We start from the raw sequence: 10826 nt of genomic DNA on the forward strand, positions 1-10826 counted from the left end.
GTCACGACCCCAGCGCGCGGCGGACGGCGTCGAGGACCTCGCTGTCGGACACGCCGAGGGGGCGCACCGAGGCGACGTACGACGACGCGGCCGCGCGCAGCGACCGCTGGACGCCCGACCCGGCGACGAAGGTGCCGGCCCGGCCGCGGGTCTCGACGACGCCGAGGGCCTCGAGCTCCTTGTAGGCACGGGCCACGGTGCCGGGCGCGAGACCGAGCTCGTCGGCGAGGGCACGCACGGGCGGCAGCCGGAAGCCGGCGTCGAGGTCGCCGGCGTCGACCTGCGCCCGGATGCCGTCGCGCACCTGCTCGAAGGGGGGCACGCCCGAGGACGGGTCGACGGCGAGGTTCACGCGGCCGGGTCCATCCGCTCGAGCCACACCCGCTCGTAGCCGTCGAAGGCCTCACGCCGGGTCTCGACCCACTCCCCCGCGGGGAACTGCGGGTAGTGCACGTCGCCCTCGGGCTCGAGGTCGACCTCGGTCAGCACCTGGTGCGTGGCGTGCGGCAGCAGGGCGGCGTACACCTCGCCACCTCCCGCGACCATGAGGTCGCCGGGCTGCGAGCCGGCCAGCTCGAGCGCCTCCTCGACCGTGTGCGCGACGAGCACGCCGTCGTGGCTCCAGCCGGCGTGACGGGTCAGGACGATCGTCGTGCGCCCGGGCAGCGGGCGGCCGATCGACTCGAAGGTCGTGCGCCCCATGAGGAGCGTGTGGCCCCACGTCAGCTCCTTGAACTGGGCCTGCTCGCCCGGGAGGCGCCACGGGATGTCGGGCCCGTTGCCGATCACGCGGTTGCGGGCATGGGCGGCGACGAGGACGACGCGCTGGTCGGGACGGAGCACGGGACCGACCCTACTGAGGGACGGTCCATGGGCCCTGTTGTCCTCGCCCGACGCCTGTCACGGTGGAGGAGAGGAACCGGACCCCGGAGACCCTGGAGGCTCACATGAGTGCCGACGACAGCACGACCTGCCCCGACTGCCACGCCGTGGTGGCCGACCTCGCCGCCCACGAGCGGTGGCACACACGCCTGGTGGCCGACGTCGCGAAGGCTGTCAGCCAGGCGATCGAGCGCCGCTAGCCGGCTAGACCGCGATCGGTGCCTTGATGCCCGGGTGGGGGTCGTAGCCCTCGACGGTGATGTGCTCGAGGTCGAAGCCGTCGATCTCGGTGACGCCGGGGTCGAGCACCAGGCGCGGCAGCGGGCGCGGCTCGCGCGCGAGCTGGATCCGAGCCTGCTCGACGTGGTTGAGGTAGAGGTGGGCGTCTCCCATCGTGTGCACGAAGTCGCCCACCTCGAGGCCGGTCACCTGGGCGACCATGTGCGTCAGCAGCGCGTAGGACGCGATGTTGAACGGGACGCCGAGGAAGGTGTCGGCCGAGCGCTGGTAGAGCTGGCAGGAGAGCCGGCCAGGTCCGTCGTCCTGGGGAGCGACGTAGAACTGGAACAGCGTGTGGCACGGCGGCAGCGCCATGTCGTCGACGTCGGCGACGTTCCACGCCGAGACGATGTGGCGTCGCGAGTCGGGGTTCGTGCGGATCCCCTCGACCAGGCGGCTGATCTGGTCGACGTGCCGGCCGTCGGGGGTGGGCCACGACCGCCACTGGTAGCCGTAGACCGGGCCGAGGTCGCCGTTGTCGTCGGCCCACTCGTCCCAGATCGTGATGCCGCGGTCCTGCAGCCACTTCACGTTGGTGTCGCCGCGCAGGAACCACAGCAGCTCGCCGAACACCGAGCGGGTGTGCACCTTCTTGGTGGTCACGAGGGGGAACCCCTCGGAGAGGTCGAAGCGCATCTGGTGGCCGAAGACGCTCAGCGTCCCGGTGCCGGTGCGGTCGGTCTTCTCCACCCCCTCGTCGAGGATCCGCTGGAGGAGGTCGAGGTAGGCGCGCACGGGACGACTCTACGACCTCGGGACCCGCGCCTCGGCCACGACGCACTCGACGTCGAAGACCAGGTCGGGGCCGTCGCGCCAGGGCGCGTCCACGGCGTCGTACGCCGCCCGCAGGCGGGCCCGCACGTCGTCGGGCTGCTCGCGCCACAGGGCGCCGAAGTTGCCGACCGAGGTCAGTCCCGCCCACAGGTCGTCGGGGGCGATGCGCCACTGCCAGGCCTGCGTGCCCGCGTGGGTGACCGCCAGCCCGGCCTCGCCGAGGATGCCGGCGAGCCCGTGCGGCGAGCGCGCGAAGTCGCGCTCGGCCGGCAGCCGCGGTGACGGCGGGCGGGTGGCGCCGGCGGCGTCGAGGAGCTCGCTCCACATCACCGCCTGCGGGGGCGGGGTGGCGCCCCAGATGGTCGCGCGCACCGTGGCGCCGGGCGCGGCCACCCGCCCGAGCTCGCGGGCGCCCGCGCGGGGGTCGTCCACGTGGTTGAGGACGAAGGCCGCGACGACAGCCTCGAAGCCGTCGTCGGCGAGGGGCAGGTCGGGCAGGCCGCCCACGACCACGTCTGTGCCCAGGGCGCTGGAGGCAAGCGCGGCCATCTCGGGGTCCGGCTCGACACCGACGGCGTCGTGGCCGGCCGTGCGGGCCGCCCGCACGAGCTCGCCGGTGCCGCACCCGACGTCGAGCAGGCGCGCGCCCCGCGGCAGGTCCGCCAGCAGGATCGGGACCGCGCCGGCGCACAGGCCGGCGAAGCTGCGCGCGTAGGCCTGTGCCACGCCTCTCCAGAGTGCCTCAGCCACGGGCGCGACGCTAGCGGCCGGAGCCGCCGCCCACGCCTCAGCGCAGCCGCACCGTGCCGCCGGCGAGGACCGTCACCGGGGCCTCGCAGGTCCACTCGGTCGGGCACACCACGACGGCGCGGCGCCCGGTCTCCGACTGCCGCAGCCCGTCGTCCGCGCCGGCGCGGCGCGCGGAGTCCACGAGGTGGGCCCATCCCCCGCCCGCGAGGGGCACGCTCTCCACCAGCACGTCGTAGGGACCCAGGCCGCGGACCGGCGGCGGCACGGGGGCGGCGTCGAGGGCGTCGGGCGCCTCGTCGACCGGCTCGACCCCGCCCTCCGCGTCCACCCGCACCACCTCGCCCGAGCGGAGCCGGGCGACCACTGCGCCGCGCGACGCTCGGTCGGCGAGGTCGGCGACGAAGACCTCGACGTCAGGGAGCTCGACCACCACGTCCTGGAGGTGCAGCTCGTCCTCGGCGTACCACGCGACCGGGACGCGGTTGGCCTCCTCACGCACCGCCGGCGCCTCCGGCTGCGCCGCCCACCACGCCCACGCCACCCCGAGCAGGGCCACGACGGCGAGCCCGGCGACGGCGCGGCGCGCGGTACGACGTCGACGCGCGGCGCGCACGCGGCCCGCGCGCTCGAGCCACTCCTCCGGGCCGTCGCGCGGGTCGCGGGGTCGGAGGGCGTGGGGCACCGGCTCGCCCGGGCGCACGGGCAGCCCCGCCGCCTCGCGCACCTCCGCCCAGAGCGTCACGTCGACCTGCTCGTCACGCACCCGGCGCTGCCACGACCGGCGTGCGGCCAGCAGGGCCTCGGCGACGGCGAGCCGCGCGCGGTCGCCCGGGACTCCCTCGTCCTCCAGCCCGCCGACGAGGTCGGGCCAGCGCGCGTCGACGTACGTCGCGAAGTCGGACCCGTCGGTCATGGCGAGGATTCGGACCAGCGGCGCGCGCGGATGGGGTCAGGCGCTGAGCGACATCGGTCCGTAGACCTGGCGGTCGTGCTCGAACAGCGTCACGGCGGCGACGCCCTGCTCGGCCAGGTCGGCCCAGATCTCGCCCACCCACGACTCCGCGTCGCCCTGGGTGGCGAAGCGCTGGTCGGAGTGGCCGGCGACCTCGACGGCGTCACCGGACGCGTCCTCGAGGCGCCACCACCACGGCCGCTCGGCGGCCGAGGGCTGGCGGAACGTCGGCGGCTGGCCGGGCAGCATCAGGACTCCCTCACGGACGGGTCGACGAAGGGCGGCTTGACGAGCTGGAAGATCTCGCGGCGGCCGCGGATGTCGACGCCGACCTGGGCGTCCTCGGCGACCGTCGTCGGGATCAGGGCGAGCCCGATGCCCTTCTTCAGCGTCGGGGAGAACGTGCCGGACGTGATGTCGGCCAGCGGCAGGTCCTGCGTCAGGGTGACGCCCATGCCGGGGCGCGGGATGCCGCGACCGACGGCGACGAGGCCGCGCAGGCGCCGCTTGGGCCCGTCCTCCTTGACCTTCACCACCGCGTCCCGGCCCCAGAAGGTGTTCTTCCTCCACCCGACCGCCCAGGACAGCCCGGCCTCGACCGGGTTGGTGGCGAGGCTGATGTCCTGGCCGTGGAGGGGGTAGCCCATCTCGGTGCGCAGCGTGTCGCGCGCGCCGAGGCCGCACGCGGTGATGCCCCACTCCTCGCCGGCGGCCATCAGCTCGTCCCAGAGGCGGCCGGCGACGGAGTTGGCGACGACCAGCTCGTAGCCGCGCTCACCGGTGTAGCCGGTGCGGCAGACCACCACCCCGACGCCGGTGTCGCCCAGCTCGGCCTCGACGAAGGACATGTAGTCGTGGCCGGTCGGCATCCCGATCCTCTCGAGCACCTCGTCGGAGCGGGTGCCCTGCACGGCCAGGACCGCGTAGTCCTCGTGGTGGCTGCGGACCTTCACCTCCGGCGGCGCGGCGGCGGCGAGCCGTGCGACGACCTCGGCGGTGTTGGCGGCGTTGGGGATCAGCAGCACGTGCTCGAGGTCGTGCCAGTAGGCGATGAGGTCGTCGACGATGCCGCCGGACTCGTCGAGGCAGAGGGTGTACTGGGCCTTGCCGGGCTCGATCTTCGCGAGGTCGTTGGACAGGGTCGCGTTGACGAAGTCGGCAGCCCCCGGACCGGAGACCATCGCCTTGCCGAGGTGGCTCACGTCGAAGATGCCGACCGACTCGCGGACCGCCGTGTGCTCCTTCACGACGCCGGTCGGGTACTCCAGCGGCATCGACCACCCGCCGAACTCGGCGAACTTCGCGCCGAGGGCCTCGTGACGGTCGTGGAGGGGCGACTGCTTGAGCGATCCTGCCATGGCGCGAACCTACCGCAGCGGGAAGCGCGCCCGACCTCGCCTAACATGCCGCGGGTGACCACCTACGCGCTGCGCAACGCCAGCCCCGCCAAGACCCGAGCCGACGCCGTCGTCGTGGGAGTGGTCGCCGGCCCCAAGGGGCCACGCCTGTGCGACGCCGCCGCGGACGTCAGCACGGCGTACGGCCGCCGGCTGCGCCCGTTCCTCTCCACCATGGGCGTGACCGGCAGGGCCGGCGAGGCGGTCCGGACGCCGTCGCGCGACGAGGTCAACGCCCCGCTCCTGGTGTTCGTCGGTCTCGGCGAGGACCCGGCCGACCCGATCGCCGTACGCCGTGCTGCCGGCGTCGCCGCCCGCAACGTGCCCAACGCGGCCTCGGTCGCCCTGGCCCTGCCGAGCGAGACCCCCGAGCTGGTGGCCGCGGTGGTGGAGGGACACCGCCTCGGCGGCTACACGTTCACGACCTACAAGTCCGCGAAGTCCGAGACCACCGAGCCCAACGACGTCGTCGTTCTCACCGGCATCGCCCGCCGTGCCGACGCCGTCGCCGCGCTCGAGCGCGCGGAGGTCCTCGCCGACGCCGTCGCGCTGACCCGCGACTGGGTCAACACCCCGCCCCGCGACTGCACTCCCCCGCTGCTGGCCGAGCTCGTCACCGCCGCGCACAAGGAGGTCACCAAGGGCCGCGGGGCGCCCGAGGTGGGGCTCGAGGTGTTCGACCACGAGCAGCTGGCCGAGATGGGCTGCGGGGGCATCCTCAGCGTCGGCGACTCCTCCGACGCGCCGTCCCGCCTGGTGAGGCTCACCTGGGCGCCGCGCGACGCGGTCGCGCACCTCGCGCTGGTCGGCAAGGGCGTCACCTTCGACTCCGGCGGCCTCACGATCAAGCCGTCCTCGAGCATGGTCCACATGAAGGGCGACATGGCCGGTGCGGCCAGCGTCGTCGCCGCCACCCTGGCGATCGCACGGCTGGGCCTGCCGGTGAAGGTCACCGCGTTCGCCCCGATGGCCGAGAACATGGTGTCGGGGACCGCCACCCGCCCGGGTGACGTCATCACCATGCGCAACGGGTCGACGGTCGAGATCGCGAACACCGACGCCGAGGGCCGCATGCTGCTGGGCGACGCGCTGTCCCTCGCGGTGGAGGAGGCGCCCGACCTGCTGGTCGACATCGCCACCCTCACCGGGCACATGCAGCTCGCGCTCGGCGACAAGGTCGGCGCCGTCATGGGCACGGACGCCGAGGTCGAGGTCGTCCTGGCCGCGGGCCGGGCCGCCGGCGAGCAGCACTGGCCGATGCCGATCCCGGAGGAGATGAAGGAGCGCATCAGCGCCTCCAAGGTCGCCGACCTGCTGCAGCACGACTGGGTGCGCTGGGGCGGCGGCCTGTACGCCTCGGCGTTCCTGCGCGAGTTCACCGGCGGCCTGCCCTGGGCGCACCTCGACATCGCCGGCAAGGAGATCAACACCGGCGGCGCCTACGGCCACGTGCCGGCAGGTGCGACCGGCTTCGGCGTCACCACGCTGGTCGAGATCGCGCGCTCGCTCGCCGAGGGCCCCACCGGGGACTGACCCGGGTCGGACCCCGGGGCGCCTCGGCTAGAGGCCCCCGGCCTTCTTGCGCCGGTTGTAGTCGCGCATCCGCTGCGGCACGCCGACCACCGCGGCGTCGTACGACGGCACGCGGTGGCGGTTGGCGAAGTCGTGCGCCCACTTCACGCTCGGCACACGACGTCGGGTCCACTCGCCGTCGTGCGCGACGAGCAGCAGGGTCACGTCGCTGACGGCCGTGCGCGGCTCGACGAACCCCTCCACCCCCTGCCGGGTGGCGACGAAGCTCTCGAGGTGCCGGACGTCCTCCCCGTCGGAGGCGCGCACGCGCGTCGAGCCGGTGCGGGTGGCGTCCCGCGCCGGAGCCCGGGTGCGCCCCTTGCGGCGGATTCGGTCGAACATGCCCATGGCGCACATTCTGCCCAGACGTTCCTCATCGTGCGCGCGGATCGCCGGTTCGGCGCGGCAGACCCGGTGTGGACAGCCTCGCGAAGAGTGCAAAGATGGACGCGCCCGAGATGGTCGGTGCGAGTCGAGCGTGTGGAGGAAAATCAGTGGCGGACGGTGAGTTCGACGTCCTCGTCCTCGGGGCTGGTTCTGGCGGCTACGCCTGTGCCCTGCGAGCGGCCCAGCTGGGGCTGAGCGTCGGGCTGGTCGAGAAGGGCAACCTCGGCGGCACCTGCCTGCACGTGGGCTGCATCCCGACCAAGGCCCTCCTCCACGCCGCGGAGGTCGCCGACTCGGCCCGCGAGGCCGCGCAGTTCGGCGTGACCGCGACCCTCGACGGCATCGACATGGCCGGCGTCAACGCCTACAAGGACAAGGTCGTCGACCGGCTGTTCAAGGGCCTCACCGGCCTCATCAAGTCGCGCGGCATCACGGTGATTCAGGGATCCGGCACGCTGACCGGTCCGCGCGAGGTGACCGTCGACGGCACCGCCTACACCGGCAAGGCCGTCGTGCTGGCGTCCGGCTCCTACAGCAGGTCGCTGCCCGGGCTCGAGGTCGACGGCGAGAAGGTCATCACCTCCGAGCACGCGCTGCGCCTCGACCGGGTCCCGGCGTCCGCCATCGTGCTCGGCGGCGGCGTGATCGGCTGCGAGTTCGCCAGCGTCTGGAAGTCCTTCGGCGCCGACGTGACCATCGTCGAGGCCCTCCCGCGGCTCGTGGCGGCCGAGGACGAGGCCTCGTCCAAGGCGCTCGAGCGCGCCTTCCGCAAGCGCAAGATCAGCTTCCTCACCGGCACCCCGTTCCAGAGCGTGAAGGCGACCGACACCGGCGTCGCCGTCACTGTCGAGGGCGGCGACGTCATCGAGGCCGAGGTGCTGCTCGTCGCGGTCGGGCGCGGTCCGTCGACCGACGGCCTCGGCTACGAGGAGCAGGGCATCGCGATGGAGCGCGGCTTCGTGCTCGCCGACGAGCGCTGCCGCACCAACGTCGAGGGCGTCTACGCCGTCGGCGACATCGTGCCGGGCCTGCAGCTCGCGCACCGCGGATTCCAGCAGGGCATCTTCGTCGCCGAGGACATCGCCGGGCTCGACCCGCGTCCCGTCGACGAGTCCGGCATCCCCCGCGTGACCTACTCCCACCCGGAGATCGCGTCGGTCGGGCTCGACGAGGCGAAGGCCCGCGAGCTCCACGGCGACGCGGTCACCACGGTGACGTACGACCTCGGCGGCAACGGCAAGAGCCAGATCCTGCAGACGCAGGGGTTCGTCAAGCTGGTCGGCCTGGTCGACGGCCCGGTCCTCGGCGTCCACATGGTGGGCGATCGCGTCGGCGAGCTCATCGGCGAGGCCCAGCTCATCTACAACTGGGAGGCACACGCCGACGACGTCGCGCCGCTCGTGCACGCCCACCCGACCCAGAACGAGGCCCTCGGCGAGGCGCACCTCGCGCTGGCCGGCAAGCCGCTCCACGCCCACTCCTGATCATCCACACCATCTCCCCAACCCACGCGAGCGAAGGAACCACATGGCCTCCGAAGTCACCCTCCCCGCACTCGGCGAGTCCGTCACCGAGGGCACCGTCACCCGCTGGCTGAAGCAGGTCGGTGACACGGTCGCCGTCGACGAGCCGTTGCTGGAGGTCTCCACCGACAAGGTCGACACCGAGATCCCCTCGCCGGTCGCCGGCACCCTGCTCGAGATCAAGGCCAACGAGGACGACACCGTCGAGGTGGGCGCGGTCCTCGCGGTGGTCGGCGAGGAGGGCGAGTCCGCGGGCGACGCCTCCGACACCGCCGAGCCCGAGGCGCAGCCCCAGGACGAGGGCGAGTCGGAGAAGAAGGCCGAGCAGGAGGAGCAGGTCGCCGAGGAGACCGGCGAGCTCCCCGCAGGCGACGAGACCCCGGAGTCCGAGAAGGACGACGCCCCGGCCCAGTCCGAGCCCGCCGCCGAGCAGGCGGCGTCCGGCGACTCGTCCGGAGGCTCGTCCTCCGGTGGTGGCGGCGGCGGTACGCCGGTCACGCTGCCCGCACTGGGCGAGTCCGTCACCGAGGGCACCGTCACCCGCTGGCTCAAGCAGGTCGGTGACGAGGTCGCCGTCGACGAGCCGCTGCTCGAGGTCTCCACCGACAAGGTCGACACCGAGATCCCCTCGCCCGTCGCCGGCACCCTGCTCGAGATCAAGGCCGAGGAGGACGAGACGGTCGAGGTCGGCGCCGAGCTCGCGATCATCGGGTCCGGTGACGCCGGCTCCGGCGGCTCGTCGGAGCCCCAGTCGTCCGAGGCCCAGCCCAAGGACGAGGCGAACGCCGAGAAGAAGGCCGAGCAGGAGCAGCAGATCGCCGAGGAGAAGGGCGAGCTGCCGGCCGGCGACGAGACCCCCGAGGCCGAGAAGCAGGACTCCCCCGCCGCTCAGCAGTCCGAGCAGCCGCAGCAGGCCGAGCCCGAGGCCAAGGGCGAGGCGCCCTACGCCCCCGCGCCCCAGGGCGAGCCGGAGCCGCAGCGCACCGACGCCGCCGCCCAGGCGCCGTCCGGTGGTCAGGCCGCCTCCTCCGAGGGTGGCCGCGACCAGTCGGCGTACGTCACTCCGCTCGTGCGCAAGATGGCCGACCAGCACGGCGTCGACCTGGGGTCGGTGCAGGGCACCGGCGTCGGTGGCCGCATCCGCAAGCAGGACGTGCTCGACGCCGCGGCCGCTGCCCAGCAGGCCGCTGCTGCCCCGGCTGCCCCCGCCGCCGCTCCTGCGGCCGCCGGTGCTCCCCCGGCCGCTGCCGCGCCGTCGTCCGCGTCGCCGTCGCCGCTGCGCGGCACCACCGAGCCGCTCTCGCGCCTGCGCAAGGTCATCGCCTCGCGCATGGTCGAGTCGCTGCAGGAGGCCGCCCAGCTGACGCAGGTCATGGAGGTCGACGTCACCGCCATCGCCCGCCTCCGCGAGGCGTCGAAGGCCGACTTCCTGGCCCGCGAGGGCGTGAAGCTGACCTACCTGCCCTTCTTCGCCAAGGCGGCGATCGACGCGCTCAAGCTGCACCCCAAGCTCAACGCGGCGATCGACACCGACAAGGGCGAGGTGACCTACTTCGACCGCGAGAACATCGCGTTCGCGGTGGACACCGAGAAGGGTCTGCTCACGCCGGTCGTCAAGGAGGCCGGTGACCTCTCGATCGCCGGGCTGGCGAAGAAGATCGCCGACGTGGCCGAGCGCACCCGCACCAACAAGATCACCCCGGACGAGCTGTCCGGTGGCACGTTCACCATCACCAACCTCGGCAGCTTCGGGGCGCTCTTCGACACCCCGATCATCAACAAGCCGCAGGTCGCCATCCTCGGCCCCGGTGCCGTGGTGAAGCGTCCCGTCGTGATCGACGACCCGAACCTGGGCGAGACGATCGCGGTGCGCCACATGGTCCACCTCTCCCTGACCTACGACCACCGCCTGGTCGACGGCGCCGACGCGGGCCGCTTCCTCCAGGAGGTCAAGAAGCGCCTCGAGGCCGGTCAGTTCGAGGTCTGATCCCCCTCGCCCGGAGCTGGGCAGAAGGCAGCGTGGGCTGATCGACGCCCCGTCCACCTCGGTGGGCGGGGCGTCGTCGTACCGCGCGCGGTGGTCGTCGTACCTCGCGCAGTGGTCACCGGGTATTCGGTGACCTCCGCCGACAACGTGGAGGATCCGAGTCACCCAGTGACTCGGATGTTCCACGATCGTCGGCCCGGGTGCCCCGCCGCGTACGCGGCCTGCTGAGCGGTGCGTCAGCCACATCCGCGGGCGACGGAATGTGGCCGGCTCACCGGCCAGGCGCGTCGTAGGCCGCCGGCTGAGCGGGGCGTCGTACGTCC

12 protein-coding genes are annotated in these 10826 nt (G+C 73.4%); 4 read left to right on the forward strand and 8 right to left on the reverse strand.

Going from position 1 to position 10826, the window contains the following annotated elements; translation table 11 throughout:
- Position 1: 1 nt before the first annotated feature.
- Entirely contained in the window at positions 2-352 is a 351-nt protein-coding gene (locus tag NYO98_RS08475) for a GntR family transcriptional regulator (protein WP_268111155.1), read from the reverse strand.
- Positions 349-843: a dihydrofolate reductase gene (locus tag NYO98_RS08480; protein WP_268111156.1), complete on the reverse strand. Its 495-nt coding sequence runs from the start codon at positions 841-843 to the stop codon at positions 349-351. The genes NYO98_RS08475 and NYO98_RS08480 overlap by 4 nt, the downstream gene beginning before the upstream one ends.
- Before the next feature lie 104 nt (positions 844-947).
- Here NYO98_RS08480 and NYO98_RS08485 point away from each other — a divergent pair, with 104 nt between their 5' ends.
- A complete protein-coding gene (locus NYO98_RS08485; RefSeq protein ID WP_268111158.1) occupies positions 948-1082 on the forward strand; it encodes a hypothetical protein in 135 nt (44 codons plus the stop codon).
- A gap of 4 nt (positions 1083-1086) precedes the next feature.
- On the opposite strand, the gene NYO98_RS08490 is transcribed toward NYO98_RS08485, so the two are convergent.
- The 5 genes from NYO98_RS08490 to gcvT are packed head-to-tail and all read right to left on the reverse strand — an operon-like array spanning position 1087 to position 4995.
- Positions 1087-1896, reverse strand: coding sequence for a thymidylate synthase (locus NYO98_RS08490; protein WP_268111160.1), 810 nt, complete (start codon positions 1894-1896; stop codon positions 1087-1089).
- Between the two features lie 9 nt (positions 1897-1905).
- On the reverse strand, positions 1906-2685 hold the full coding sequence (locus NYO98_RS08495; RefSeq protein ID WP_268111161.1) for a class I SAM-dependent methyltransferase: 780 nt from the start codon (positions 2683-2685) through the stop codon (positions 1906-1908).
- A 37-nt stretch (positions 2686-2722) separates the two neighbouring features.
- Positions 2723-3598, reverse strand: a complete 876-nt coding sequence (locus tag NYO98_RS08500; protein WP_268111162.1) for a DEAD/DEAH box helicase — start codon at positions 3596-3598, stop codon at positions 2723-2725.
- Positions 3599-3634: 36 nt separating this feature from the next.
- Positions 3635-3886, reverse strand: coding sequence for a hypothetical protein (locus tag NYO98_RS08505; RefSeq protein ID WP_268111163.1), 252 nt, complete (start codon positions 3884-3886; stop codon positions 3635-3637).
- Positions 3886-4995, reverse strand: a complete 1110-nt coding sequence (gene gcvT, locus NYO98_RS08510) for a glycine cleavage system aminomethyltransferase GcvT (protein ID WP_268111164.1) — start codon at positions 4993-4995, stop codon at positions 3886-3888. The genes NYO98_RS08505 and gcvT overlap by 1 nt, the downstream gene beginning before the upstream one ends.
- Before the next feature lie 54 nt (positions 4996-5049).
- Between gcvT and NYO98_RS08515 the strand changes: the two genes are divergently transcribed.
- Entirely contained in the window at positions 5050-6567 is a 1518-nt protein-coding gene (locus NYO98_RS08515) for a leucyl aminopeptidase (protein WP_407673882.1), read from the forward strand.
- A gap of 27 nt (positions 6568-6594) precedes the next feature.
- Here the strand turns inward: NYO98_RS08515 and NYO98_RS08520 are convergent, their stop codons facing one another.
- Positions 6595-6954, reverse strand: a complete 360-nt coding sequence (locus NYO98_RS08520) for a hypothetical protein (RefSeq protein WP_268111167.1) — start codon at positions 6952-6954, stop codon at positions 6595-6597.
- A gap of 146 nt (positions 6955-7100) precedes the next feature.
- Between NYO98_RS08520 and lpdA the strand changes: the two genes are divergently transcribed.
- The gene (lpdA, locus tag NYO98_RS08525; protein WP_268111168.1) at positions 7101-8477 is read left to right on the forward strand and encodes a dihydrolipoyl dehydrogenase; all 1377 of its coding nucleotides are present in this window, start codon (positions 7101-7103) and stop codon (positions 8475-8477) included.
- Positions 8478-8520: 43 nt separating this feature from the next.
- Positions 8521-10503, forward strand: coding sequence for a 2-oxoglutarate dehydrogenase, E2 component, dihydrolipoamide succinyltransferase (sucB, locus tag NYO98_RS08530; protein WP_268111169.1), 1983 nt, complete (start codon positions 8521-8523; stop codon positions 10501-10503).
- Positions 10504-10826: the final 323 nt, after the last annotated feature.

It is taken from the genome of Nocardioides pini (assembly GCF_026712185.1).
In the GTDB taxonomy this organism is placed as follows: Bacteria; Actinomycetota; Actinomycetes; order Propionibacteriales; family Nocardioidaceae; genus Nocardioides; species Nocardioides pini.

What these genes read in the sequence shown, in the direction of transcription:
- NYO98_RS08485 (WP_268111158.1), top strand. Translation starts at nt 948, where the DNA reads ATGAGTGCCGACGACAGCACGACCTGCCCCGACTGCCACGCCGTGGTG.
- NYO98_RS08500 (WP_268111162.1), bottom strand. Translation starts at nt 3,598, where the DNA reads ATGACCGACGGGTCCGACTTCGCGACGTACGTCGACGCGCGCTGGCCC.
- NYO98_RS08505 (WP_268111163.1), bottom strand. Translation starts at nt 3,886, where the DNA reads ATGCTGCCCGGCCAGCCGCCGACGTTCCGCCAGCCCTCGGCCGCCGAG.
- gcvT (WP_268111164.1), bottom strand. Translation starts at nt 4,995, where the DNA reads ATGGCAGGATCGCTCAAGCAGTCGCCCCTCCACGACCGTCACGAGGCC.
- NYO98_RS08520 (WP_268111167.1), bottom strand. Translation starts at nt 6,954, where the DNA reads ATGGGCATGTTCGACCGAATCCGCCGCAAGGGGCGCACCCGGGCTCCG.
- sucB (WP_268111169.1), top strand. Translation starts at nt 8,521, where the DNA reads ATGGCCTCCGAAGTCACCCTCCCCGCACTCGGCGAGTCCGTCACCGAG.